The 24,659-nt window shown below is 40.8% G+C and carries 27 protein-coding genes and 2 pseudogenes; 2 read left to right on the forward strand and 27 right to left on the reverse strand.

Annotation, left to right across the window (positions count from 1 at the left end):
• Nucleotides 1-175 precede the first annotated feature (175 nt).
• Nucleotides 176-1,319 (forward strand): IS3 family transposase gene (locus MFMK1_RS12830; RefSeq protein WP_366922096.1). Its coding sequence is split into 2 segments (ribosomal slippage): nucleotides 176-450 and nucleotides 449-1,319, totalling 1,146 coding nucleotides; the frame shifts between segments, so codons are not numbered across the junction.
• A 278-nt stretch (nucleotides 1,320-1,597) separates the two neighbouring features.
• Here the strand turns inward: MFMK1_RS12830 and MFMK1_RS12835 are convergent.
• From MFMK1_RS12835 to MFMK1_RS12915, 17 genes and pseudogenes are all read right to left on the reverse strand, one after another.
• Complete coding sequence (locus MFMK1_RS12835) at nucleotides 1,598-3,106, reverse strand: hypothetical protein (RefSeq protein WP_366922097.1); 1,509 nt, start codon at nucleotides 3,104-3,106, stop codon at nucleotides 1,598-1,600.
• Entirely contained in the window at nucleotides 3,107-4,132 is a 1,026-nt protein-coding gene (locus MFMK1_RS12840; protein WP_366922098.1) for a Wadjet anti-phage system protein JetD domain-containing protein, read from the reverse strand.
• A 554-nt stretch (nucleotides 4,133-4,686) separates the two neighbouring features.
• Nucleotides 4,687-5,043 carry a type VII toxin-antitoxin system HepT family RNase toxin gene (gene hepT, locus MFMK1_RS12845; RefSeq protein WP_366922099.1) on the reverse strand — a complete coding sequence of 119 codons (357 nt, stop codon included), beginning with the start codon at nucleotides 5,041-5,043 and terminating at the stop codon, nucleotides 4,687-4,689.
• Nucleotides 5,044-5,064: 21 nt separating this feature from the next.
• Nucleotides 5,065-5,502: a type VII toxin-antitoxin system MntA family adenylyltransferase antitoxin gene (gene mntA, locus MFMK1_RS12850; protein ID WP_366922100.1), complete on the reverse strand. Its 438-nt coding sequence runs from the start codon at nucleotides 5,500-5,502 to the stop codon at nucleotides 5,065-5,067.
• A 262-nt stretch (nucleotides 5,503-5,764) separates the two neighbouring features.
• The gene (locus tag MFMK1_RS12855; protein ID WP_366922101.1) at nucleotides 5,765-6,070 is read right to left on the reverse strand and encodes a nucleotidyltransferase family protein; all 306 of its coding nucleotides are present in this window, start codon (nucleotides 6,068-6,070) and stop codon (nucleotides 5,765-5,767) included.
• Complete coding sequence (locus MFMK1_RS12860) at nucleotides 6,067-6,468, reverse strand: nucleotidyltransferase substrate binding protein (protein WP_366922102.1); 402 nt, start codon at nucleotides 6,466-6,468, stop codon at nucleotides 6,067-6,069. The genes MFMK1_RS12855 and MFMK1_RS12860 overlap by 4 nt, the downstream gene beginning before the upstream one ends.
• 332 nt (nucleotides 6,469-6,800) lie before the next feature.
• A complete protein-coding gene (locus MFMK1_RS12865; RefSeq protein ID WP_366922103.1) occupies nucleotides 6,801-7,325 on the reverse strand; it encodes a VanZ family protein in 525 nt (174 codons plus the stop codon).
• A gap of 127 nt (nucleotides 7,326-7,452) precedes the next feature.
• Entirely contained in the window at nucleotides 7,453-7,641 is a 189-nt protein-coding gene (locus MFMK1_RS12870) for a hypothetical protein (RefSeq protein WP_366922104.1), read from the reverse strand.
• A 5-nt stretch (nucleotides 7,642-7,646) separates the two neighbouring features.
• The gene (locus MFMK1_RS12875) at nucleotides 7,647-8,339 is read right to left on the reverse strand and encodes a LamG-like jellyroll fold domain-containing protein (protein ID WP_366922105.1); all 693 of its coding nucleotides are present in this window, start codon (nucleotides 8,337-8,339) and stop codon (nucleotides 7,647-7,649) included.
• Nucleotides 8,308-8,598 (reverse strand): hypothetical protein, encoded by a 291-nt coding sequence (locus MFMK1_RS12880; RefSeq protein ID WP_366922106.1) that lies wholly within the window; start codon nucleotides 8,596-8,598, stop codon nucleotides 8,308-8,310. Before MFMK1_RS12880 ends, MFMK1_RS12875 begins: the two co-directional genes overlap by 32 nt.
• A gap of 410 nt (nucleotides 8,599-9,008) precedes the next feature.
• On the reverse strand, nucleotides 9,009-10,241 hold the full coding sequence (locus tag MFMK1_RS12885) for an ABC transporter permease (RefSeq protein WP_366922107.1): 1,233 nt from the start codon (nucleotides 10,239-10,241) through the stop codon (nucleotides 9,009-9,011).
• Nucleotides 10,238-10,945: an ABC transporter ATP-binding protein gene (locus MFMK1_RS12890; RefSeq protein ID WP_366922108.1), complete on the reverse strand. Its 708-nt coding sequence runs from the start codon at nucleotides 10,943-10,945 to the stop codon at nucleotides 10,238-10,240. The genes MFMK1_RS12885 and MFMK1_RS12890 overlap by 4 nt, the downstream gene beginning before the upstream one ends.
• A gap of 200 nt (nucleotides 10,946-11,145) precedes the next feature.
• Nucleotides 11,146-11,406: a hypothetical protein gene (locus tag MFMK1_RS12895; protein ID WP_428846273.1), complete on the reverse strand. Its 261-nt coding sequence runs from the start codon at nucleotides 11,404-11,406 to the stop codon at nucleotides 11,146-11,148.
• A gap of 111 nt (nucleotides 11,407-11,517) precedes the next feature.
• Nucleotides 11,518-11,661, reverse strand: coding sequence for a hypothetical protein (locus tag MFMK1_RS12900; protein WP_366924942.1), 144 nt, complete (start codon nucleotides 11,659-11,661; stop codon nucleotides 11,518-11,520).
• A 14-nt stretch (nucleotides 11,662-11,675) separates the two neighbouring features.
• Nucleotides 11,676-12,065, reverse strand: a pseudogene (locus tag MFMK1_RS12905) (biotin carboxylase N-terminal domain-containing protein); the annotation flags it as partial.
• Nucleotides 12,066-12,165: 100 nt separating this feature from the next.
• Nucleotides 12,166-12,445: pseudogene (locus MFMK1_RS18480) on the reverse strand (hypothetical protein); the annotation flags it as partial.
• Nucleotides 12,446-12,808: 363 nt separating this feature from the next.
• The gene (locus MFMK1_RS12915; RefSeq protein ID WP_366922110.1) at nucleotides 12,809-15,127 is read right to left on the reverse strand and encodes an O-antigen ligase family protein; all 2,319 of its coding nucleotides are present in this window, start codon (nucleotides 15,125-15,127) and stop codon (nucleotides 12,809-12,811) included.
• Between the two features lie 226 nt (nucleotides 15,128-15,353).
• Between MFMK1_RS12915 and MFMK1_RS12920 the strand changes: the two genes are divergently transcribed.
• Nucleotides 15,354-15,899 (forward strand): helix-turn-helix domain-containing protein, encoded by a 546-nt coding sequence (locus MFMK1_RS12920; protein ID WP_366922111.1) that lies wholly within the window; start codon nucleotides 15,354-15,356, stop codon nucleotides 15,897-15,899.
• A 69-nt stretch (nucleotides 15,900-15,968) separates the two neighbouring features.
• Here the strand turns inward: MFMK1_RS12920 and MFMK1_RS12925 are convergent, their stop codons facing one another.
• The 10 genes from MFMK1_RS12925 to MFMK1_RS12970 all read right to left on the reverse strand — a co-directional run bounded on the left by MFMK1_RS12925 (nucleotide 15,969) and on the right by MFMK1_RS12970 (nucleotide 24,649).
• Nucleotides 15,969-17,627: an AMP-binding protein gene (locus MFMK1_RS12925; protein ID WP_366922112.1), complete on the reverse strand. Its 1,659-nt coding sequence runs from the start codon at nucleotides 17,625-17,627 to the stop codon at nucleotides 15,969-15,971.
• Between the two features lie 417 nt (nucleotides 17,628-18,044).
• A complete protein-coding gene (locus tag MFMK1_RS12930; protein ID WP_366922113.1) occupies nucleotides 18,045-18,296 on the reverse strand; it encodes a DUF2442 domain-containing protein in 252 nt (83 codons plus the stop codon).
• 14 nt (nucleotides 18,297-18,310) lie between these two features.
• On the reverse strand, nucleotides 18,311-18,535 hold the full coding sequence (locus MFMK1_RS12935; protein ID WP_366924943.1) for a DUF4160 domain-containing protein: 225 nt from the start codon (nucleotides 18,533-18,535) through the stop codon (nucleotides 18,311-18,313).
• 133 nt (nucleotides 18,536-18,668) lie between these two features.
• On the reverse strand, nucleotides 18,669-19,784 hold the full coding sequence (dprA, locus tag MFMK1_RS12940; RefSeq protein ID WP_366922114.1) for a DNA-processing protein DprA: 1,116 nt from the start codon (nucleotides 19,782-19,784) through the stop codon (nucleotides 18,669-18,671).
• 12 nt (nucleotides 19,785-19,796) lie between these two features.
• The gene (locus tag MFMK1_RS12945; RefSeq protein ID WP_366922115.1) at nucleotides 19,797-21,335 is read right to left on the reverse strand and encodes a YifB family Mg chelatase-like AAA ATPase; all 1,539 of its coding nucleotides are present in this window, start codon (nucleotides 21,333-21,335) and stop codon (nucleotides 19,797-19,799) included.
• A gap of 70 nt (nucleotides 21,336-21,405) precedes the next feature.
• Nucleotides 21,406-22,251 carry a transposase gene (locus tag MFMK1_RS12950; protein WP_366922116.1) on the reverse strand — a complete coding sequence of 282 codons (846 nt, stop codon included), beginning with the start codon at nucleotides 22,249-22,251 and terminating at the stop codon, nucleotides 21,406-21,408.
• 428 nt (nucleotides 22,252-22,679) lie between these two features.
• Complete coding sequence (locus MFMK1_RS12955) at nucleotides 22,680-23,498, reverse strand: UPF0158 family protein (protein WP_366922117.1); 819 nt, start codon at nucleotides 23,496-23,498, stop codon at nucleotides 22,680-22,682.
• A 229-nt stretch (nucleotides 23,499-23,727) separates the two neighbouring features.
• Nucleotides 23,728-23,970, reverse strand: a complete 243-nt coding sequence (locus tag MFMK1_RS12960) for a hypothetical protein (RefSeq protein WP_366922118.1) — start codon at nucleotides 23,968-23,970, stop codon at nucleotides 23,728-23,730.
• Between the two features lie 44 nt (nucleotides 23,971-24,014).
• Nucleotides 24,015-24,404, reverse strand: coding sequence for an aspartyl protease family protein (locus MFMK1_RS12965; RefSeq protein ID WP_366922119.1), 390 nt, complete (start codon nucleotides 24,402-24,404; stop codon nucleotides 24,015-24,017).
• Nucleotides 24,395-24,649 (reverse strand): hypothetical protein, encoded by a 255-nt coding sequence (locus MFMK1_RS12970; RefSeq protein WP_366922120.1) that lies wholly within the window; start codon nucleotides 24,647-24,649, stop codon nucleotides 24,395-24,397. The genes MFMK1_RS12965 and MFMK1_RS12970 overlap by 10 nt, the downstream gene beginning before the upstream one ends.
• Between the last annotated feature and the right edge of the window lie 10 nt (nucleotides 24,650-24,659).

The raw sequence follows: 24,659 nt of genomic DNA on the forward strand, positions 1-24,659 counted from the left end.
TTAGATACCTCTATTTTTTCGAGCACATGTAAATCTTCCTGAATACTTCTACTGATCTCTATTTCTATTAAATCATATATAATGTACCCATGAATTCAGACAAAATTTTCGACAAACTAAGTGAACCTGATATAATAAACGGCAGGAAAACTGTCAGAAAGAAGGTTCATACAAAATGGGAAGACGAAAATTTACAGCCGAATTCAAAACTAAAATCGTACTGGAGCTACTCAAAGAAGAAAAACAGATCGGCGAACTAGCAGCCGAACATGAGTTAAGCCCCAATCAACTGCGCAACTGGAAAAAAGATTTTTTAGAGAATGCACCACAGGTGTTCTCACAAAGCAAGCAAGAAAAAGAGCTTCGTGCCCAAGAAAAAGCTTTGGACGAAGAAAGAACCGAATTAATGGCAAAAGTCGGTCAACTCACTATTGAGAATGACTGGCTCAAAAAAAAATCTAAAGAAGTTCTTGGGGTCGACTGGGAGAATAAGTCTGGTTTCAAAAAATAACAAACTGCCGGTTAATCGGCAATGCCAGTTACTTGAGATCAATAGAACCAGTTTTTATTACACACCTAAAGAACCTGACAGAGAGCGCGAAAATATGATTAAAAACAGGCTTGATTACTGGCATACCAAGATGCCATATCTAGGGGTTAGGAAGCTTCGCAAAAAGCTACAGAATGAAGACCACATTAAGGTTGGCCGTAAGTTAATTAAACGCTATATGGACGAAATGGGAATATATGCGGTCTATCCTAAACCCAACCTGTCAAAGCGTAATAAGCAGCACAAAATCTATCCTTACCTGTTAAGAAACCTAGATATTAATCGGGCAAACCAGGTTTGGGCCATTGACATTACCTACATTAAGATGGGCAGAAGTCATATGTATCTAACAGCCGTCATCGACTGGTATAGTCGTTACATAGTAGGCTGGGAACTATCAGATACTTTGGACACCGCACCGGTGTTAGCAGCAGTTAAAGAAGCTATCAACAGATACGGCACGCCGGAAATTATCAACAGCGATCAGGGGTCTCAGTTCACAAGCGCTGATTACACAGAATATTTAAAGAGCGTGAACATCAGACAAAGCATGGACGGCAAGGCCCGTTGGATTGATAATGTTATCATAGAGCGATGGTTTAGAAGTCTAAAAACCGAACAAATCTACACACATGAATATCTAACACCTAGAGACCTAAGGATCGGTATTAGAGAATATATCCAAGAATATAATATAGAACGGCCACATCAAACCCATGACTACCTAACTCCTCAAGAAGTCTATCTGGGGATAAGCAAGGCAGCTTAATAATAGCAAGACATATCGTATATCAAAGTCAAGTAGGCTGATGGATAGTGCCGCCATGTGGACAACCCTCCGCTACGCTCCAGGTTGACGCACAAGGCTTGGACAACAAAAACCGTGTTGTCCACACTCTCCACAGCCTCGGCGACTGGTCTAAAGTTTACGACGACGATAAAATCATTTCAAAAGAGGCAACTAATAGCATCGTTATTGCTGCTACTAAATGGGAATATCTGGTTCACTTAGAAAATTAAAATTTCTGTCTTGACAAGGGGGACACTTTAATCAGTGTCTTTAAGTATTTCGAATTTGTCGACACTTCGGACATAATCATATTTATCCATCAATTGATACAAGCAATACTCCAGATTAAATTCTTCAGACAAGTTCATAACAACCTTGTCCCCCTGATTTCTCCATTCAGCCAGATTAACCACACCGATATCATAAAGTTTCAGTAATGTGGTAAATATCATCCGTTCTTCAGTCAACCTATGAAAAAGATCCTGATCGTCCTCCAGCAAGCAGATAATATCCTCTAACCGGCAAGCGCCATTATTTTTTAGGGCTTGTCTTAATAGGTAATCCAAAATTTCCACGTATATGACGTTCACTCTTTCAATTTTTTCCTGTTCATAATCCTCTGACAAATCTTCATCCTTAATGAAATCTTGTTTTTCCTCTTCCTCTAGCTTGATCATACCTTGCGGCTCATAGATACTTCTGATGTTTATGTTTTTATAAACATTGGGCAAAAATAGCGGATTTACTAACTGCCAAAATCGCTCAACCTGCTCCACATTCTGCTCCATCTGTTTTAAGATAAATTCCTCTAGATCGTACCTGTTTTCCATCCCATAGGCCAAAGAGTCTCCTATTGTATCAATGTAGAATTTTGATAAGCTTTGACGATTCAATATCAAATCCCTTTGCTCACTGAGAGTTGCTCTAATATTATAATTAATTTGCATTATTTCCGCCTGTGCCTTTTTGATACTTGCATCAAGATTTAGACTGGACTCATAGTCCAACCGCAGTTTTTCCTCAGATTTACGTGACATATCCATAACTTCACTTAACAAATCATACTCCTCATTTAATAAATCGTACGTACTGTTAATCAGTTTTTCGTACTGGCCAATGTCAGCCTCATGAATATTTTCTTTGATCTTCATCATAAATAATTGAATTTCTTTTTTCTTCTGACGTACCATTTGAATAAGATTTCGACTTTGATCATGCGCTTTTTTGAAGTTTTTCCGTTTAATCAATTCCTTTAACTTTAATTCCTCTATTGTCATTTGAATTTCTTGATCTACTTCTTTTGTTCGAAACAAGAAATCATAACCTTGATCAGTAAGGGCATAGGTAATCTTATAGCCGCCGTTTACTTCGTGCACATGATCCGCAATTAACCTGATGGTAATATTTTTTCTGACATCATGCTCATAATCCACAGCTTGGAAGTGGTAGGCAATGCCTTCGTTTTGAAGAACGTTCTTGATGATATAATCAGTCAACTGATGCAATTGATTATTGTCTAACTGCACGCCATAATATTTGGGAAGCATAGCCTCCAAAAATTTTAATATGTGTTCGCTATCGCAGTCGACGTCCTCTGATAGAGTTTTCTCCATAATATATAATAGCACTGAAAATACCAGATTAAGAAAATCATTATCGTCAAATAAGCGCTCCAGTTCCATGTTGCGATTCTTACGGTTAACGATGGACTCAACAATGCCCACTATTTCCATCCTTTTTTCGAATCCACCTAAAAAACTAAACATCTACCGCTTCAGTCCTTCCATCATTTTGCCTTTCAACAATGGATAATTTAAAATTTCTTGGGGAATGTAAAGTCCATTGTCCAGAATAGCCTTTATCTCTTCGCTCTCCTGAACGGTAAAACTCTTTACAAACGCATTAATATCTACCTTTTTCTGGCCTAATTTTGTTCTAGGTAAACTATACTCTTTGGCTTCTACCAGCATCCATGAATAAAGCGCGGCGCAGAGATTTATATCAAGTTCCTTATTGTTCTCTAACACTGTTTGATAAATCTCTATGCCTTCATAGTCCAAATCACCAAAATAGTAATACCTATTAATACTTCCTGTCAATAAATTGTCATATTCTTTCAATCTGTTGCGGCTGGTAATTTTCTTGCCTTCACCGTACAATAATACCTGGTAATTCCTAAACAACTGATTGAGTTTATTCTCCCGCATGATCTTGCGCAAACTAAACCATGTATCCTTATTCTCAACAATTAAGATATTCATTTCATTTTCATTAGAAAAGATATATTCGAAAAATGGTTCCGGGGTTTCATAAAAATTCAATAATGACAAATGCCAGTCATTATAATTGAAAATGCTTTTGATTATCGACTTATCCTTTAATAGCTTTTCCATCCCCCAAATCTGGAAAGATCTCTCATTCATAGACATCGGCTCTTTCAAACGGTCCGCATTTTCCCATAGAAAATTGCTTATCAGGTCAATTTCCCTTTTATATCTAACATACATTTCCGGGTGCTTGGCGTATTTAGAATGATCAAACCAGGGATGAAGCAGTTTTATTTCCTCCAAAGCAGTTGAATAATCACTTTCGGGCTTAACTATCCAATATTTATTATAAAGTGACGGCCTTCTCCCATTCTTTCCGGCAGACTTGACCGGTGCTAAAATATTTTCTTCCACATATTGATAAACCAGCGCTGCGAAATCCTCATATTCCATCGGTCCCGCCAGCTGCATCATCCCATCAACTGTAATTCTTTTATGTTTTAGAGAAAAAAGCCTTTCTTTCATTATCTCTCACACCTACTTAGTAAGTTAGCATATCTTCTGTTTCAATAGCCAATCTTTCACTTCAACCGAAAACATCTTAGCTTTTAGAAGCATTCATTTGAGAGCCGTCCCTAAATTTATAGATTCTAGAAGTACCCTGTAAACCCTTTTACTGTAAAATTTCAACCAATATTTCCGTTTCAAGAATATCTTTAGAAAATCCTCAATATCCGAATCTTTTTTGCACATAAAAATAGAAATAAGGTCCTGGGCTTTAGCCTCATCACTTATTTCTATTTTAGCTTCTTTAGCGAGATAACATTTTCTTCAATTTCAATTTACCTCGCCTCTCTATCTGAGAATATCATTATCTAGCGATGACTTTAACCCGGATAGGATAGTACTTTAGAAATAAGTGACACCCTGGTGTCAGGCACCAAGGTGTCACTTATTTTATCATTTGAGAACGTCAGGCTTCCCCTAACTCCCCTGATCCCTTTGTTACCATCAATGCAGTTTCTGGACATAATCGTATACAAATTCGAGATATTGTTTATACAGCTTAAGTGTTTCGGCTATGCTGCTATAACTACACCGTCATCAATCTGTTCGTATTCATGAACAATTATATTTCTTTCTCCTGTGGAAGGCGCAATTTTGTTTGCAAAATCCAAAGAAAACATATTTAGCTTTGCCCCTTGGATAAAAGAGTCATAACTGTCCTGCGGCGGCGGATTACCAGCGTCGACCACAGTGTGAGCGTTGATATCAATAGCCACGTCAACAATTAGCTGTATTAACCTTTCTACCGTACGCCGGTTCTGAAAGTTATTAACATATTCTTCGAAAGACAAGTCTGCAAAGGTCGCTAATTCCCCCAGGTATTGCTTCATCTTTTGCAGCTTTCGCTGAATAACCTTTTTATCAACCAACTAACTCACCACCAATTTCCCTTAATTTAATTCGCTTTGTAAATACCTACTTTCCAATTGGTAAAACAACCTAGCATCCTCGTGTTGGCGCAAGGCCAATGAAGCAAATTGTACAAATTCAGCGGCACTTTTCGCAAAGACAGGCTTCCCGGTCCGGGCTACCTGAAACCGCATAAAAGGCGCAGCGCGATTCAGAAAAACCAAATCGACCTTTGAGGTTCCTAGAAAGGAATATAATTTCCTTGCAATTTCCCGCTTTAACTTTCCAGCATCCAACGTGCTTTTGGGATAACAGGCAGTTTCAAGGAGGATTGCCAGATCAATATCACTATCTTCCCGTGCAGCCCCCCGTACTTGGGAGCCAAAGAGTATTGCTAGCGTTATTTTGTTTTCAGCGCAAAAGGCGGCAAATTCTTCGCTGCCCAATTGATTTATAATACGACTAATAAGAGTTTGCACTTTTCCACTTATCTCCTTTGCCATTAAAAAAACATAGTATACAACATTCCGTTAATCCGTCATTAGTTACCACTCAGCCTAATACTCAGCATCCTTTAACCTTATTTTACCATCTGAACCGGTAATGTCAAAAAAATAAATGCACCCTCGCTCCCTGATAATTATCCCTTTTAAAATAAGTGACACCCTGGTGTCAGGCACCGAGGTGTCACAAAGGTGTCACTTATTTTACCATTTAGAACCAAAGGAAGCAGGAGAACCGTCAACCGTCCCCTTGCTTCCCGTATATTTCAATCCCATCACGTTCAATTTTTTGTCTAAGCTTTTCATTATTCAGCTGCTCCATAATAATCAAATCTGTTTTATAAATCCCTGCAGCCTCATCTAATTCATGCAAAAGTCCTGTTACCGATTCTCCATTTGTGTAAACAGCAATATCAATGTCAGAATTATACTTGAAGTCGCCTTTTGCTCTTGAACCGAAAATCATGGCTTTATGAACTGTTTTATACCTACTTAATACAGAATTGATTTTTTTAATTATTTTGTCTTCCAAACCAAATCTCATACTTCAAGCTCCCTGCCGATAGACTCTTTAAGTTTATTTAATATTCCATAGTACTTACATTTAACTTTCTCATAAATTACCCGTGCCTGAGCTTCCTCATAAGTATGGGATGTACGATTTCTATCATCCAGCATGTCAATCCACACATCACCCTCATCTAGCAAACCAACGGCAAAGGCTTCTTTAAAAGCCTCTCTAGGTGTCCGCACTTCAGCTAAACCATTATATGACAAATAGACCTTAAGCAGCTTCCATGAAAGCTCATAGGTAAACTCAAACCGTTGGATTACTGCATCTAGAACAATGTCATCGGACTCGTCTCTCTCCAATGACTCTTTTAGTCTGCTTAAAGCTTTTGAATAATTAAGAAACTTGTCCTCCAGTTTTTCTATATCCATAACTATCTATCACCTCTATAGTTAGTTGACTCAGAACTTTTCCCTTGTCTACTTGAATTACCCTTACTTCTATACTTCTGCATTTTACATTAATTCCCTCTATCTCCCAAGAGTTTCGGCTCTTCTCCAAGCCATCATCCAAAGAACCTCAGATTACAGTACTTGCAATTTGGTTTTGGCCTGCTACCTTACTGTCTACGAGTTACATTTTTTATAAATTTATTATATCACATTTCTCCATATTATGGAAAACATCCAAGTGACACCCTAGGGTCAGGCACCGGGGTGCGGTTCTTCCTGAATATAAAAAAAGCAAAACCAGATGGTCCCGCTTAATCAACGCCATTCTCTCTGTCCGCGCATCGTTCTTCAACCCACTTAATACCCTCACCTATAATAGGAAACCGCCCATTAAAGTATGCTCCGTTAACAACATACCAGGCAGCCATCACCCCTACAGTATCCTTAACAAGATCAATGACAGCAGCTGACCGGGACGGCACAAAGTATTGATGCGTTTCATCAATAAACCCATAAGCGATGGCAATCACCACCGCCAATATATTTCTCTTCCGGTCAAACTTCCCGCTTACCAGAAAGAAAAGTACCCATAAGATATATACACCGGCAAACTCCACCAGATGCAGGCTCTCTTTCAGCATAGCTTCAAAGGGAAGCCCGAGATGAATGACAGCATCACTGGGGTAGCTTGATAGGTACCAAATGAAAGCCATGTATAAAATGGGTAAAGATTTAAGTATTAGCTTCATAATATATCCACCAACTTCTATCGCAAACATTTCCTGCAATAACTTGACAATTTCTCGAACTGCTAGCTGCGCGGAAGCACCGCCCACGATTGTTCAACCGGGAAAAATAAGCCGCGAAAAAAACACTTCAACAAAGTTCGCCTTTTCACGAGCATATTCCTGCCTAGATACAGTAAAATGACCCCCTAAGTAAATAAGTGACACCCCGTTGGTGTCAGGCACCAGGGGGTGTCACTGTTGTTGGGAAAGTAAGGTTAGCTATAACTGAATTTGCGCTGTCCCCAACAGTATAGCCGATTTCCAAAGCTTGAGTATCCTGAGCCACTGCTTCCGCTTCTGTCTGGGGATGCTTAATTACTGTTATACTGAACGTATCCCTCGGGGTCAGGCTTGAATAATTCACTTATTTCATTCTCCAAGGCCCGGTTGACTGACCACCTGGCAAACAAAACGTCCCTGTGGCATCCCAGGTAAATAAAAGACCGGAGTTACTTCGGCGGTTGCCTTTCCAGTATCGTAAACCGTGGCCGTCACCGTAGGCACTTCCGTGGTACCTACAGGCAGCTCTATATCGCAGCTCGCAATGTCGGGGTCAAAACCGTCCACCGTGGTACCGTCCACGGCTAAGTCACTTAATGTAGCATTGGAATTCGGTGATTCATCTCCACTATAAACCTTCACATCATCATAATAAATAATATTGCTACCTGAGCCATTTCCCGAGCTCACAACCAAACTATCGGGATCGTTCCCGCTGCTCATTGCAACACCACTGGCCTTATTCACGCCGTCAATGTATATGTCATATGTTCTGGTATTTAAATCATGAGCTATCTTAATATGATACCATGTATCAACTGTATAGCTTTGTAAATTTACTAAATCATCATCATCATGGCCAGTTTCGCTATAAGAAATCTGTTCACTTCTAAAAACTACCCTTGCCAAGTATTCCCCCCATGTTCCCCCTTCCCTATTAAAAAGTGATATGCTTCCTGATTCACCGGTAGAAACAGGCCGCATATATGCTTCTATAGTAATGACATTAGGGATATCATTAATTTGTTTATTAAAAATTAGCAGACCATGACGTTCCACCATCTAGTTTAAAGGAATTACTGCCGGTTTTACTTACTTCATCCACAACTCCTTGTTTACTCCCACCATCTCCATCATATTTCATAATCCACCCCTCAGGGATCTCTCCCGGGGTATCCGACTCAAAGTCATCATTAATAAAACTTGTGCCAGCAACCGCAGCTTCCATACCCTCTCCAGCCAAGGTCATAACAAGCATGACTGCAAATAGGGAAACTACCACTGCAACTTTAAGCGCTAATAAAGAAACCTTTTTAAACATACTCCATTCCTCCAAACAATAGATTTTCTGCCAAATTCGTGACCAGTGCAGTAAATATCCCCTCCATATTTGTCTGTTCGACAAAAGCCCTAGGAAAATACCACAAGGTTAACAACTATTATAGCGAAAATTTAGAGGACGCTTTGTCACCCAACTGGGTGATTTATTTTCTGACCTTTTAAGCAATAAAAAATGGCTACAATGCATTTTGCATCATAGCCATTTTTATTGCTCCGGAACCCTAAGACAACACTCCTAGACATTTAGTACACCTGGCTTTCAATCCGCTTATTAGTTTCTGGTTCTTAAAAATAAGTAAAAAGTTAATAAGTTAAGTGCCTTCCACCTGGCCTTCTATGTTAATTGGCCTGTCCTCTCGCCCCTTCTACGAACCGTCGTAAATTGCCACCTTATATCTTGGCAAATAAGACTATATTTCGTACTAAATAACGTAAGAAAAAGAAAGCTATGGGCGGCGCGGCTAAAGCTCCTAGCAAAGAAAAAGTAGTTAAACCGTAGAAAAAACTCATTGCCAGGAATCCCGGTAAAGTGGTGATGAAAATGAATTTTTCGGCTGCAGTGTGTTTTAGTTCCTGTTTCCATGGGAATAGCTGCATAAAATCTGAATAGAATTCCTCCACCCAGTGTAGCCGCACCAAACTTGCCAAGATAAATGCTAAAACTGCCAGTACCATCCAGCGCCATTGGGCAGGCAATGATAACATGAATAGGGTGCCGAATAAAATAACCTGCAGATAAATTAAAACAGCCCCTTTATTGCGTAGAAACGATTTCAACCCAAACTCTATAAGAATGTTGGAACCGCTGCGTATCCTAAAAATGTTGCCGGAATTTCTAAATAACCAAGGGCGTTTCCTTCTTGCCCCCGGTCTTTTTACCTTTTGTCCACTCACACTGAGAATAAATCCGACGTACTTAAGTTTCTCTTCCACGGCCTGGGCCCAATCTTCCAGAAACATTCCCCTCATGCTAATTCTTTTAACAGCCAATGTCACAGCAATAGCAAGAACCCCACCAATGACTGCCATCGCGTAAGCCTCACTGCTAATGACCAAAGGCGCCAAGTAGCGAAATACTATACCCCATAGGATAAAAAAAATTATTTGCACCAGTTTGCCTTTAAAGCCGTGAAATTTCCTAATCAGCAACTGGCGAAAAATCCCGAAAATAAATTTGGCCAATACTGCAATAACGTAAAACCGGACAATTTGACCCCACGTAAATGAATATATTTGAAAAAATATTGGTGCAAGAACGGCAAATAAAGCAGCAGAGATAACAACACTTTTTACCAAGTAATAAAATATGCTCATCTTTAAAAGGCCCCCGTACCAGTGGTCGTTTTGGTTGAGAAAAAGCTGGTCGGCTTGTTCCAGAAAAAGTCTTATTCTGCCTCTCCATGTAATAAGGAAAACAATACCCACATATAGTTCCAATGGCATCAGCTTGAACTGCGGGGGAACATTATGCAGCAAGAGCAGATACTGTCTCACAATGATAATTATTGTGGGTACAACTACATAGAGTATAATAGTCCAATCGAAGACTGTTTTCCAAACGCCATACTGGAACTTCCATTCGTTGGCCAGACGGTTCAAAAAGAGCTTTCCCGGCGTGTTCATGATTTTTCCTCCAAAATTTTGTTGAAACAATCAAACAGCGAGCCACACGGCAAATCGCATTGGCTTTGAATCTCCGCCAAGGTTCCATTTGCAGCAATATGGCCGTCCGATATCAACAACAAAGATCGGCAAATACGCTCGGCTACATCCAGTTGATGGGTCGAAACTAATATCCCGGCACCCCGCTCTCTTTCTTTCTCTAACAGTTGAAGAAATTCTTTAATTGCCCGCGGGTCCAGACCCATAAATGGCTCGTCCACAATGTAAACATCAGGCTTAATTAAAAAACCAATGACCAACATAACCTTTTGCTGCATGCCCTTTGAAAAGTTTGCCGGCATATGATTCTTTTCCTTACTTAAATGAAAAAGTTCCAGCAAATCTTCCGCGGTATTTTCAAATTCCCTTTTTTCCAAGCAATAAGCGGCCGCAACCAATTCCAAGTGCTCCCACAAAGTCAGCCTATCATACAGCACCGGCTGCTCCGGTACGTAAGCATAGTTTTTATTCAGCCCAACAAACTCTATATCGCAACGACCGGGCAGCAGACCCATTATAGTCTTCAAAATAGTGCTCTTTCCTGCTCCGTTTGGACCAATTAGCCCCAACATTTCACCGGAAAACAAGGAGAACCTGACGTCTTCCACTATTTTTTCTCTCCCCGGGTATCCGGCCTCTTTAATATCTACTCTTAAAAGTTCCATCGTTTTTCTCCTAACTAAAAACGCACTTATTAAATCATTCCTCATAATCAATTCTTTTTATTAGATGTTAATCCTCCTTAAAGCGACACATTACCTATACTGGCTTCCCGCCCCCATGCTCTCTACAAACAAAATAACTTGACAAAAAGGTGCCTGACACCATTTTGTCAAGTTATTGGTCACCACCGGTGCCACTTTTTCTACCACGTGTCCACAAACGGAGGAATTTCCTTGCCGTTAAAATTAGGCGGCACTGACTTCAAGCCGCGCATGACCCATTTACGGGTATCTGCAGGGTCAATGACAGAATCGATTTCAAGATAAGATGCCATATTGGTTGCTTTCCCCATCTCGTAAGCTTGATCAAGCAAACGTTTATAAGCAGACTCCCGCTTGGCGGGATCTTCAATGGCTTCAAGTTCTTTTCTGTAGCCGTGCTTGACGGCTCCTTCAAGGCCCATGCCGCCAAATTCTCCTTTGCTCCCGAGACACAGATGCAGGACTTTCGGCATTTTCTTCTATGAACCTGGTGTGAAAGTGATTTTCTCTAACTTCTGCTCTAGCTAAGAGGTTTAACAAAAAGGAATATTGGTTTTAACGCCTTTGATGCGAAACTCTTTAAGAGTCCGGTAAGCTTTGGCAACCACATCCTTATACTCTGAAGTTCGTAAAGTGACAATTAATTTTGCCAGCAGCGAATCGAAGGCCGGGTTTATCTCGTAGCCGCCATAGCCGTACCCGGCAGCAACGGTACATCCTGCTGTCGCGGCAGGGTACGGGCCTCTATTTTGTTACCAAACAGCTGAAGGATATCCGGACGCGGGCCGATGAAGGTCAAACCTACTTCCGTACAGCGCTTGGCAAAAGTTACATTCTCACTTAAAAACCCATAGCCGGGATGAATGGCATCACAACCCAACTCCTTTGCCGCGAAGATAATCTGCTCCGCATCAAGGTAGGCAGTTACTCCTTTTCCCTTTAACATAAAGGCCTCATCAGCAGAAACGACATGCAGTGATTTAGCATCGTCAGCGGGGTAGACAGCCACCGTCTGGATACCCAGATCCGCAGCCGCACGACTAATTCGGATTGCTATCTCACCCCTGTTGGCAATAAGCATTTTCTTCACTGTTCTATCGACCTCTTTCGTTATCTTTTAGTTTTAAAGAGTATTCGCTGTTTCAGCTTACAGTAGTTCGTATCTCATACAAAGTTGGCCGCTATTGAGCTTCTTTTAACAGCCTGCGAAGCACTTTGCCGGTGCCGGTCGCAGGCAGACTATCACGGAATTCTACAAAGCGAGGATATTTGTAAGCGGCCTTCTTTTCTTTAGACCAAGTAATAATGTCTTCAGCTGACACCTTGCCTTCCGCAAGGGCCGAATTTTATTTTTTCCGGGGGCATGATGGTATCACAAGTATGTGTTTCGCTAAGCCCATAAGATGCTTCATATAAATAACAGCCATTGGTAAGCTGTTTCCAGGCGTCTGACAATTCTTGATAATGAATAGGTCAGCTTGGTGGACACACCTTCCGGCCAATTTTGCAGCCAAAGCTTATCCAATTTTATTCCCCCCAATAAATCATTTGCATGAAAATTTGCACAATTACAATTATACAATTATATTTATTGCAAGCCTTATGCCAAATACCGAAGCCGACATAGCTCAATAAATAGCGAACCATCCGCCCATTCGGTGCAATATTCCCACCGCTCGGTGCGGCGAAACACCCAGCATAGCTTCAAAGGGAAGCCCGAGATGAATGACAGCAACTTTACCCACCAACTTCTATCGCAACCATTTCCTGCAATAACTTGACAAAATGGTGCCTGACACCATTTTGTCAAGTTATTTTAGCAAGTTATTTTAGTATTGGCAGGTCTTTGACGTACTGGTACTGCTGCATAATTTGCGGATTTAGCTTCCCTGCTTGGTCCAGATACTTCTTAGCCTGTCCTGTATTACCCTCTTGTTCTGCAATTAGGGAGAGCCACATATATGCTTCGCCATTTGTTTTCTTACTCTTTGTGGCCACAGTCAGCATTTCCTTAGCCTTTTCCCAGTTACCCAAGAAGTAATCACCGATACCTTCCTGGAGGCGGTTATAGTGGGTAGGCTGCAGCCGAGGATTGATACGCGTACCCCACAGTTTCTTTTCGGTCTCCGTCAGTGCCGCATATTTCTCGCTCATCTCATCCGGCATATCAGCCGCCTTTAGAAACACCTGATATGCTTGGGTCTGGTCACCTTTAGCGACCAGGTTTACCCCGGCAACCACGTAAAGGTGCTGTAGGTTATCCCAATTACCCTTCATCCACGGCCCGTTTTCTACCGACTGCTCAGCCAAATCAAGCGCCTCAAATAGAAATCCTTCTCGCCAGGCAATATACGACGCTTCCTGGTAATTCCTTGGGTCGTGAGGGGATAGACTGACAGCTTTTTTTACTTCTTTAAGGCCCTCTTCTTTCTTACCGGTCATCATATTAAGCTTAGCCATATCAAGATGATAGCTGGGCTGCCACGGGTTAAACGTGGCGGCCTTATCAAAGTTGACCAAAGCAGTGTTATAGTTTTTCGCCTTAAAAGCATCTGATCCTCTCACTGCGTAGCTATTACCCAATAAAAGCATGGCAGACAGAGTAAAAGTAAAGAGGATAAACACAGCAAATACCGCCACATAGCGCATCTTCACTTGGGCAAACTTCTTCGCCGAAATGGGCAGAGGCTCGCCCACACGAAGTTTAGCCAAAGCCCGGGTAAAACCAAACATACTAAAAAGGACGATAGCAACGGCCGATAAAGCTAAATCAAAGTCAATCAGGGCATGAACACCAAGCATTACCGCAGCAGCCACTATCGTCCACTGCAGCAGTTGGGTCTCAGTATCACCCTGACGATAATTCTTCCACACCGTAAAGAAGAAGTAAAACCAAATGCCGATTAAGATTAATATTCCCACTGTACCAATTTCCGTCCACATCTGCAGCCAGTGATTGTGCACCTGAGTGGACGAATACCCATAGCTTTGAATGCGTCGATATGAAGATTCCCAAGCGCCGCCGCCCCAACCAAAAATGGGCCGCTCCTTTATCAGCTTAAAGCTATCCTTCATCCAATATATCCGGCTTAAAGTGGAATTATCCCCGGAGTTAATACTCTGAATACGCGTAAGAAATTTTTCCGGCATTACTTTCACCAAGATACTGTCTTCAGAAATTTCGCCCTGGTCAGCATTAACGACAATACTAGCTGCCATAAAAAGCCCAACCAGCGCAGCTATCATAACTGCTACACTGACGAAAGCAACAAATTTATCTCGATCGGTAAACTTCCCGGCTATATCCAAGATAATCTGCCCGACCAAAGCTACCGCGAGACCCATAAAGAGCCAGCCCCAAGCACCGCCAAAGTCTTTTGCAAGTATCGAAGGAATAAGCTTAAAATTAGCCACAAAGGCGCCCAACATGACAAAACCCCAGTGATAGATGGTCCACCAGCGCTTTCTAAACCCTAAGAAAAATATCAGCACCGCAGGGATATATACCAAGAAACCGCCCCGGGAGTTGGTCGTTAATAAAACTATCAGTAAAAAATAATTACCGGCGGTAAAAAGGTACTTCTGCCAAGTATTACCCTTATACCAGAGATATAATCCCAAGAAACTTACCGCCGCCAAGAGACTAGCGGTAGCATTAGCATACTGCAATGTAGAAAATACCCGTCCGCTTACAAAGCCGTCTTTAATATTTATTGTCCCAACAGCAGTTAGAAACCCGGCTAATGCCACCCCTACTGCGCTGGTGTAAATCACCATCATGAGATAGCGAATTTTCTCTTTATCTTTACCCAAATTAGCCGCGAGCCAAAATATATATACATATAGCGCCATCTTGACAATTTCTTGAACTGCCAGCTGGGCGGAAGCAGCACCAAAAGAAGCAATTATATAGGCCGCCAACAGGCCAAGGATATGATAGTCAAGCATGTTACGCATCAGAGAATAATCACGTTGACTGAGTTTCCATAAGTAAGTCAGCACCGCAATAATAGTGGCGCCCAGCAGTGCCCACGATTGTTCAACCGGGAAAAATAAGCCGCGAAAATATGATGGTAATAAAAGCAGAAAGCTGAAAAGCACAAAAGCGAACCAGTAATAACCGTTTTCCTTTATATGCGCCATATATCGATGTCCCCTTTGCTAAATAAAGTACTTCAACAAAGTTCGCCTTTTCACGAGCATATTCCTGCATAAATGCAGTAAAATGACTCCAGGATAAGTTAAGTGCCTGGTACCCGCTCTTGGTTATTAATTGTTTGAATAAAATATAACATTAACCGTTCATACTAGAGAATATATGGAATATATTAGCTTATATAATATTTCCCACGGTTAGGCGTTGCATATTATGAATGAAGTACAATATATATTTGAGCAGGATATAAAAGATAAGAAACGCATTGGAACCGGCGTATTTAGTAAGACCGGTAAAAAGGGTTATGTGGGTAAAATGAGGACTCCATATGACCTGATGAGCGCGCAAGAGAAAAGGCAATTAAATACCAATAAGGTGGTGACTTATTCTGTGTATGATACAATCATGTCGTATGATGATTTCAAAACACTTGATGAGTTAGAACGTACTAGAATACTGGCGGAGTACTTAAAACGTTTTTCCCGTAAGAAAATATCAGAAGAATGGGGAGTAAAGCCTTATTCGGTCAATAACTGGGTTTCCCAACTGGGTTTGAGTCAGCCAAGGCAGACACCAAAAACAAATAGCCACCGGAAAGAGGATGAACCGGCAGCCGGAAATGAAGGTTTTAGTATTAAGCTGGTTGGGTCTTTTAACGGCAAAGAAATCCAGGACAGACTAATGGCTTTGGCTCAAATATTAATTGACGACAGGGCTTACAGCATTACCTTTGTTATTAATGAAAACGACAATAACTAGGCAAGGGGACTTTAATAAGTTAAGTGCCATAAGTCAAGTGCCAGGCACCGCCTCTTCCTAAGTTGGCCGTTATTGAGCTTCTTTTAACAGCCGGCGAAGCACTTTGCCGGTGCCGGTCGCAGGCAGACTATCACGGAATTCTACAAAGCGAGGATATTTGTAAGCGGCCATCTTTTCTTTAGACCAAGTAATAATGTCTTCAGCTGACACCTTGCCTTTAAAATCCTGCTTCAGCACGATAAATGCTTTGACACTTTCACCACGTCTTGAATCGGGCACGCCAATAACACCCGCTTGCAGAACAGCCGGGTGCTTTATTAACATCGCCTCCACATCTTCAGGAAAAACGCTGTACCCAGAGCATTTAATCATTTCTTTGACCCTGCCAATGAAGTAGAGATAACCATCTTGATCAATCATGCCAATATCACCGGTGTAAACCCAGCCATCTTTAAGCGTTTCATCAGTGGCTTGGGGACGATTAAAATATCCTTTAAATACCCCGGGATTTTTAATCACTATTTCTCCCTGTTCACCTGGCGGCAGCGGGTCTCCGGTCTCCGGGTCCAAAATCTTAACTTCAGTATCGAAGGTAGGGATTCCGCAAGAGCCGAATTTTATTTTTTCCGGGGGCATGATGGTATCACAAGTATGTGTTTCGCTAAGCCCATAAGATGCTTCATATAAATAACAGCTATTGGTAAGCTGTTTCCAGGCGTCTGACAATTCTTGATTTACCGGAAAGCCAAAACTTGTACACAAATTCAATTTAAGACTGCTCAAGTCACGTTTTTCAATGCCAGGATAACCCAATAGTTCCCCATTCATGGGTGCTATACTATACCAAAAGTCACATTGATACTTTTCGATGGCCGTTACTACTGCCTGAGCATCGTAACGGGTTAACATCACAGTAGTCATGCCGCTGTAAACAGGAATATTTACCCCCATCACCATACCCGCGATATGAAATATGGGCATTACAGTAAGACCCATTTTGAGTTTTTCCGATTGGTTTCCATGAAAAGCAGCTGCAGTCTTAAAAAGAGCATTACCATAAGTGAGCATGGCTCCTTTGGGTCTGCCGGTGGTGCCGGAGGTATAAACGAATAAAGCTACGTCATCCCAAAGATTGATTTCATCGCTCTGAAGCTGTGCGCTATGCTCTTTGACAGCTTGCAACAGGTCTGTTGTATCGTCAAATAGTTTCTTTTCAAGTATTATTTCTTCAGGCACCGGCAGGGTGGGTTCTTCGGGAATAAAGTCTGCGTAATTGGTAGTTACAACTAATTCAAGAGTAGGCATCTTATCCCTTACGTTGGCAACAATGGGGTAAAGGTCCTGGGCCGCCACCACTGCTTTCGCTCCCATATCGTTTATTTCGTATTCCAATTCCCATTCTTTAAACATGGGGCTGATGGGGCCGACAATTGCTCCCAGCTTTTGCACTGCATAATGAGCAATGATGTATTGAGGACAGTTTTGCATAAACAGTCCTACCCGGTCACCCTTAACAATCCCCTTGCTTTTTAGAAAATTGGCAAACCTATTTACATAATGCTCCAGTTCTTTCCAAGAAATTTCTGTACCATAATAGATATACGCAATGGTTTCCGGTTTATCCAGAGCGTTTTGGGTTAGATACTGGTGTAAAGGCTTTTCTCCTAATCGATAGGTCAGCTTGGTGGACACACCTTCCGGCCAATTTTGTAGCCAAAGCTTATCCAATTTTATTCCCCCCAATAAATTATTGCATGAAAATTTGCACAATTGCAATTACAACTATACAACTATATTTATTGCAAGCCTTATGCCAAATACCGAAGCCGACATAGCTCAATAAATAGTGAACCATCCGCCCAATGGGTGCAATATTCCACCGTTTGGTGCGGCGAAACACCTATGTACCATCATGAAAGCATATAAATAAAAAAATGACACCTCTTGGTGCCAGGCTAATTTCATACTTTTTCCCGGTATTCCAAACCTCATTTTTTTTGCCCCTAGATCCTGATATACCTGCGTTATCGCTGCGTAATAACTGTCCTTAATCTTAGTTACCTGATTGAAAACGCTCTTCGTCATAAGTATGAGCCAATAAATTCGGCTTTTCCAACATAAGTAAGTTACGTGCCTGGCTTCGCTTTAGTTTACCGCTTTAGTTTGCGCTACGCTTTTTTCGTATAAAACTTCAGGATCAATATCCGCTTGATTACACCACTCAATACTATCAAAACTTACTCTAACCGATTCAAATTTCTTCTCATCCTTTAGTTCTTTAAAAATACCTTTATCCAAATAAGGTTTCATATCAAACTTTTTCTTTTCACCGTTTTCAAAAGTTAAAAGTAGTTGGTAATCACTCAAAGGTTTTACATTTATAACAGCTAAGTACATAAATCTGCACCTCCCTATTTCAACGGATCGATTTTAAAAGGAAGTTCACTATTCATTGCTAAGGTCCAGTTTGCTAATAATTCTTCTTGTCTCAATTCAGCCCATGCCAGAACTAGCTTAAGCTGTTTCTTAGGTAGATTACCTTCTTTTAATTCGCAAGTCTTTATATCAATTATTGCCTTATTTTCTCCGTAATAAGCATGGAAGTGTGGTGCGGCGGAACACCCATGTACCATCATGAAAGCATGTAAATATCGAGTAGCTAGAAGTCGGGAATAATTTCCCGGCTTCTTTGCTCTCACAGAACCGGACTTACGTTTGCCGTATCCGACTCCTGCAGGCACCGTCCTCTGTTTATGTTCCCCAACCCAACTAGGTCCTCCCGAATCTTCCACCAGACATAGTATGAATTAAACCGCTTAGTTCCATCATTGAAAGAATTTCGATTAATTTAAGTTGATCTATTCCAATATCTACACCAATTTGTTCAATGGTTTTAGGAGCTGAAGAAATGCTGGAGAGAATTTTCCTTTCAGTGTCTGTTAGAGCAGTCCCGTCTCTATAGGAATGCTTTTCGGTTCTGCCTTTAGTGCCTGTTAGAATTTTACCTGCTAATTTGGTTTCCTTCTTAACCGCATCATAATCCGTCAGTAATTGTGAAGGGTGTAAATAGATATTGACCCCATCCGCAATCAATTGATTTGCTCCCCTTCCACTTGGATTATAGATTTCATGGGGCAAAGCATAGACTTCCTTTCCCTGTTCCTTGGCAAAAGCAGCAGTAATCAGTGCTCCGCTCTTTTCTGCCGCTTCTATCACCAACACTTTTTCACCCCAACTGCTGATCAAAGCATTTCTTTGAGGAAAATACTCAGGCCACGGTTTAGTATTGGGAGGATATTGGGAAATGACGGCTCCGTTTTCAATTATAGCGTCCATTAATGCTTGATGCTCCTTGGGATAACAAATATCGACTCCGTTTCCCAGAAAAGCAATCGTATACCCTCCTGCTTTTAAACAGCCGGTGTGAGCATAACCGTCTATCCCTTTAGCCATGCCGCTGATCACGGGAATATTATTTTCAGCTAAAAAACCGGAAGCCTCTACTGCTGCCCTCTTTCCATATGCTGTACATCTACGGGAACCTACTATCACTACCCCTGTACTGTTCTTTCGAAGCTGTCCTTTATAATATAAAAGTGTCGGGGCATCGCGATATTCTTTAGCTAAAACTGGATATAACGGGTCATGATAGGTCAATAACTTCATATCATTTTTAAGTGCCTTTTCTAATATGGACTCTGCCTGGTCTAGGGATCGATTCTGGCGTATGACTTTTGCTAACGCGGCTCCTATTCCTGCAACCAACATCAATTCTTCTGCATTTGCCTCATAAATTGACTTAGGGGACTTACAACGGTCTAATAATCTTTTTTCCAAGACTGTTCCGATACCGCTCAATTGTCTTAACCATATCCAGTACTCCATGCTGTTTTCCTCCTAAAGCACCATCATGCTTGCCCCTTCCTTTTCTAAGTCTCTGGCCATTAGGGCCGCCGCCACATCCTTTTTCCTGATCTTAGCAGAACCCGCCATGTCAGCAAAGGTCCTTGCAACCTTTAAATACTTGTGAAAGGTTCTGGCGCTATATGCGAACCGGTCATAGGCCAACTGCAGCAGCCTTTGTCCCTCTTCCTCCAATTGGCAGTATTCTTTAATGAGGGCATGTCCCATTTGACCGTTATTATTTACACCTGTTATCTTCTTAAATCTATTTTTCTGAATACTTCTGGCAGATTCAACCCTCTCTCGCAGCTCCTGAGAGCTTTTTCCCGAGAAGTCGCTTGATAGATCAATGAAATTAACGGGCTGAACATATTTTTGAATATCCATCCTGTCTAATATCGGGCCTGATAATCGCTGTCTGTATTTTATGACCTCATAATCAGTACATCGACATTTGCTTTTACCGTAATAACCACAGGGACAAGGATTCATAGCAGCCACCAGCATAAAACTTGCAGGGTAAGTATTGTTGTATTTTACCCTGGAGATGGTAACCTGTTGATCTTCCATCGGCTGTCTTAATGCGTCCAGTGTTTTCTTGCTGAACTCAGCAATTTCATCTAAGAATAATACCCCATTATGAGCCAAGGATATTTCGCCTGGGTTGGCATCGTTTCCTCCCCCGATTAAAGCATTGGTAGATGCATTATGGTGGGGAGCACGAAATGGGCGATCCATAATTAAATGTCCCTTGCCCTTCAAAAGTCCAGCCACACTATAGATTTTTGTTGTTTCCAACGCCTCTTCCTCTGTCATGCTAGGTAGGATAGTGGGAATACGTTTGGCAATCATAGACTTTCCACAGCCTGGAGTGCCAATCATCAGCAAATTATGTCCCCCAGCTGCTGCCACAACGATATATTCAATCATCGCCTCTTGCCCTTGGACTTCTTTAAAATCCACCGGATAGATGCTTTCTTCAGGTGCAGTAAAATTTGCTTCAGGCTGAATATTATAGTCTCCTTCACCCTCTAAAAATTCGACCACTTCTCTTAAGGTATTAAAACCAACCACATTGATTCCCTTAACCAAGGAAGCCTCATGTATACTTTCTCTGGGTACGATGATATTTTTAATCCCTGCTTTTTTAGCAGCGATAACCATCGGCAGTACCCCGGTGCAGTTCCGGAGCCGTGCATTCAAGGATAACTCGCCAATACACCCAAAATCTTTCCATCTCTTTATATCAAGCTGCTCCGTTTCCAATAAAAGTCCTAATGCAATGGGTAAATCAAAATGAGAGCCGCTTTTTTTTAAATCACTGGGAGCCAAGTTGATTACGATCTTCATCTCGGGAAAGTTAAATTGTCCGTCACGCAGGGCAGCTTCTACCCTTTCCCTTGCTTCTTTTACGGCCGTATCTCCCAGCCCGACAATAACAATCAGGGGCATCCCTTCTATGGTTTTTGTCTCTACATCTACTAAATAGCCGTCTACACCTGAGATAGCAAAGCTTTTTACAATAGAAGCCATACGATGCCCCCCCTATTCACACTGCTTTTTACCTAATATATCCTATTTTATCAATTACTTGAATATTTTACTAGTGTTTTAGCTTCTCATACATCTTATAAACAGCTGCTTCGCTAATAGATATGTTTTCTCCAATTTCTTTCATAGTATAATTGGCAGCTAAGGATTTATTGATATATGCTTGTTTATAATGGGTAAGATGTCTTTTCCGTGAGGCATTTTTTATCTCTTTGAAAATAGCGTTGTCCTGTGTCACTTCAAACAGTATTTCATCTAGACTTTTTCTTTGAATTTCCGCAAGAGGTTTATTAATTATAGTTTTTTGGTTTCCACCTATAAACAGGCCTTCTTCAAAGATACTGCCTTCCTCCATCTCATCCATATCCATAAATTTTTCATAAGCTTTAATGGCCTCTTGCCGATTTTCAGAAAATATGTTCAAGATAAAATCTATGTCTACGATGTCTCCGCGCTTATTTCTTCTATAATATGGGTCGCTACTCCAGCGATAGTCTTTTGCTTTCTTACACATCTTCGCCCTCACCGGATTTTGATGGATATACCGCAGCAAAGATAAAAGATATTTATTATCTTTCACTAAAATTCCTTTATATCTATTTTCAAAAACATGTCCCGTTCTTCCATTTATGTAGTTATAGAATTTACTGTATTTATTGTTTATCCGGTGCATGATATCCTGCAATGGTGCCTCCAATGTCTTCAGCACAAAATGGTAGTGATTATCCATTAGGACGAACCCATAAAACTCAAAATTCATGATTAGTTTATATTCCTTTACCAGTTCCAGCAAATATACTTTATAATCTCTATTCTCAAATATGTACTCTCGGTTATTCCCTCTTTGAATAATGTGATATACCCCACCCTTATACTCTATCCTCGGTTTCCGTCCCAATGAAAAACCACCTCCCAGTATCATCTTACCAGAAAGTGGTATCAGTTACAATAAGTTAATAAGTTAAGTGCCTGGCACCGCTTTTCGCTCGCTTTTCGCTCACCGCTTTTCGCTCACCGCTTTTCGCTTAAACAATTTTGTAAAAACCGAGAGTTATGATGTCCCCGCAAGTGGTCTCACCCTTCATGTATTTTCTAATGACAGATTAGGTTGGAATTAACACCAACCTGCTATCACACCTTAAGCAAAGCTGTACTGACTCTCCATCTATTTCCTCTTCATAACTACACTCACTGCAGTAGTTCATCATACATTTTGGACAGTCATAAATTGCATCTAGCTGTTCTCCTGTCCTTTCACTTATTTCTCCTACAGATGCACCACAAAACATGCACTGCGGCTTAAATTCCTTTTCCATTATAAATCACTCACCTTTCTACGGGCTCTAAACCAATACTCCAAAGCCATTCTCTTACTTCCTGTTTTTCTATTTCTGTTTTGTACTTATACCACTGCTTTTCTATTTCCGGGTACCTGCTAATCACATTTTCAAATCTGCGAAATGCACCCTTGCCATCAAGAGCATCAAACAGTTTTTCCGAAACTTTCAGATCATCAAGCCTTTTCGTAAATTCAACCATAGTATCATAAGCTTCATAACTGGCTCTTTCTGGTATAACTTCATACCTTCCCTCTTCATTCTCATATACTTTCTTAACTTTTTCTACCATTTCCCTTTCCCATTGGGGTAGGCCAGCAACATATTCCTCATCATATACATTATCCTCATCCAGTTCAATAGGTATATGTATTATCTCACCTATCTCAGTATCAAGATACGCATGATTTTCCCACCTGTCAGTGTCCATAATAATACTGATATCTACCAGATCCACCTTAAGTTGCTTAAGCTCATCATAATATCTGTACTTTTCCCTTTGCACTTCTATAAGATCATAAAATGCTATAACATCTTTCGGCCTATCTTTACTCTCAGCTACAATTTTACCATCTTCATTTTCCAGGGCAATTGTTACTTTTGTTGTCTCACCTTCATACAATGTAACTCCACTCATATCTCGCCATTTTGTATAGACTTGATTTAATGGTGGCAGTCCCTTAATAAGCAAACCCTTTTCATAGATGATAAAATTCCCATTTATTAATATAGCATCCTGGCTGGGGTGTGAACCATCAAAATTAAATGCCCTCAACTTTTTTCCATATTCTTTATGTATATCTGACATCTTGATCCCATCCTAACATTCAAACTTTCCACGTTTCTAAAAAAATGGACGCTAAAATAACCAAAACAGCCGGATTGAACAGTAGAATCTGCCTGCACTGCACAGCTCAAAGCCAATCGCTCCTGCCCCTCCTATAACAAGTACCCTTTTCCCTTAGAGATATGCGGAAATTTGTTGCACTTCAACTTAACAGAGAAGTAACACAAAACCTTCGTCCCCTTATGTCCCCTCACTCACAAACCTCATAATCCTCGGAATCATCGCTTTCTCCTGTAATACAAGTAAAACAGCCATCAAATCCAACAATAGCACTTCCGGCTGCCCATATCGGTTCACCGCAATTGTTGCAAACAGCCCCAGCATTTTTTCTCTTTAAGGCTGTCTTGAGGTTTGATTTTACTTTGTCAAATTTCTCTTCAGAGTTATTCTTAACATACATCTTAGCAAATTCTTTAACTGTTATTTCAACCATTCTTTTTCTCCTCTACTTCATTCATAAGTTCTTGGCATGCTCTCCTATTCATCAACTTCTATTATCATTCTTTTTAAGTCAATTATAACTCCAGCATCCCTCAATATATCTAATCCGATAAGACCATTAATATCATACTCGTCATGAAAAGCACCAAAATCAATAATATAGTTATTAAGCTTTGTTGAGCCAAACTCAACTATGTCAATATACTTTTGAAATGAATTGTCAGGGCCTCCAATGCCATAAACCGTTGTAATATAGTCCCCATCTTCAAAAACAATATTTATCTCTTCAACTGCATCTACAGATATAAATGATTTTGCAGCTCCTGTATCCACAACAAGTTTATCAACCACCATGCTATTACCTTTATATATGAGCTTTAAAGATGCATAAATAAGCTGCCCGTCAAAATACACATCTACTTCCATGCTACAGCTCCTCTAAAGCCAACTCTTTTTCTCATCAAGATTTCTATCTTTTCCTTGGAAGTATGATACACAAGAATGCCGGGTTTCGCACTTACAAGCTCACGTGTTGCTTCTTTAGGATCCTGAATAGTTCTTATGATTGCAACATCATCAACATATTTCTTATCACCATCAACATGGCTTTCTAAAACTTGAAGTAACACATATCTTTCAGGATATATTTTTCTTACTTCTTCCCATTTCATGCAAATCACC

Origin of the sequence: Metallumcola ferriviriculae, from assembly GCF_035573695.1 — a bacterium.
GTDB lineage: Bacteria > Bacillota > JADQBR01 > JADQBR01 > JADQBR01 > Metallumcola > Metallumcola ferriviriculae.

Excerpts from the sequence above, each read along its gene's own strand:
- MFMK1_RS12835 (WP_366922097.1), bottom strand. The coding sequence starts at position 3,106 with ATGTTTAGTTTTTTAGGTGGATTCGAAAAAAGGATGGAAATAGTGGGC.
- MFMK1_RS12840 (WP_366922098.1), bottom strand. The coding sequence starts at position 4,132 with ATGAAAGAAAGGCTTTTTTCTCTAAAACATAAAAGAATTACAGTTGAT.
- MFMK1_RS12855 (WP_366922101.1), bottom strand. The coding sequence starts at position 6,070 with ATGAGATTTGGTTTGGAAGACAAAATAATTAAAAAAATCAATTCTGTA.
- MFMK1_RS12860 (WP_366922102.1), bottom strand. The coding sequence starts at position 6,468 with ATGGATATAGAAAAACTGGAGGACAAGTTTCTTAATTATTCAAAAGCT.
- MFMK1_RS12875 (WP_366922105.1), bottom strand. The coding sequence starts at position 8,339 with ATGGTGGAACGTCATGGTCTGCTAATTTTTAATAAACAAATTAATGAT.
- MFMK1_RS12880 (WP_366922106.1), bottom strand. The coding sequence starts at position 8,598 with ATGTTTAAAAAGGTTTCTTTATTAGCGCTTAAAGTTGCAGTGGTAGTT.
- MFMK1_RS12885 (WP_366922107.1), bottom strand. The coding sequence starts at position 10,241 with ATGAACACGCCGGGAAAGCTCTTTTTGAACCGTCTGGCCAACGAATGG.
- MFMK1_RS12890 (WP_366922108.1), bottom strand. The coding sequence starts at position 10,945 with ATGGAACTTTTAAGAGTAGATATTAAAGAGGCCGGATACCCGGGGAGA.
- MFMK1_RS12895 (WP_428846273.1), bottom strand. The coding sequence starts at position 11,406 with ATGGGCCTTGAAGGAGCCGTCAAGCACGGCTACAGAAAAGAACTTGAA.
- MFMK1_RS12915 (WP_366922110.1), bottom strand. The coding sequence starts at position 15,127 with ATGGCGCATATAAAGGAAAACGGTTATTACTGGTTCGCTTTTGTGCTT.
- MFMK1_RS12920 (WP_366922111.1), top strand. The coding sequence starts at position 15,354 with ATGAATGAAGTACAATATATATTTGAGCAGGATATAAAAGATAAGAAA.
- MFMK1_RS12930 (WP_366922113.1), bottom strand. The coding sequence starts at position 18,296 with ATGTACTTAGCTGTTATAAATGTAAAACCTTTGAGTGATTACCAACTA.
- MFMK1_RS12935 (WP_366924943.1), bottom strand. The coding sequence starts at position 18,535 with ATGATGGTACATGGGTGTTCCGCCGCACCACACTTCCATGCTTATTAC.
- dprA (WP_366922114.1), bottom strand. The coding sequence starts at position 19,784 with ATGGAGTACTGGATATGGTTAAGACAATTGAGCGGTATCGGAACAGTC.
- MFMK1_RS12945 (WP_366922115.1), bottom strand. The coding sequence starts at position 21,335 with ATGGCTTCTATTGTAAAAAGCTTTGCTATCTCAGGTGTAGACGGCTAT.
- MFMK1_RS12955 (WP_366922117.1), bottom strand. The coding sequence starts at position 23,498 with ATGTCAGATATACATAAAGAATATGGAAAAAAGTTGAGGGCATTTAAT.
- MFMK1_RS12960 (WP_366922118.1), bottom strand. The coding sequence starts at position 23,970 with ATGGTTGAAATAACAGTTAAAGAATTTGCTAAGATGTATGTTAAGAAT.
- MFMK1_RS12965 (WP_366922119.1), bottom strand. The coding sequence starts at position 24,404 with ATGGAAGTAGATGTGTATTTTGACGGGCAGCTTATTTATGCATCTTTA.
- MFMK1_RS12970 (WP_366922120.1), bottom strand. The coding sequence starts at position 24,649 with ATGAAATGGGAAGAAGTAAGAAAAATATATCCTGAAAGATATGTGTTA.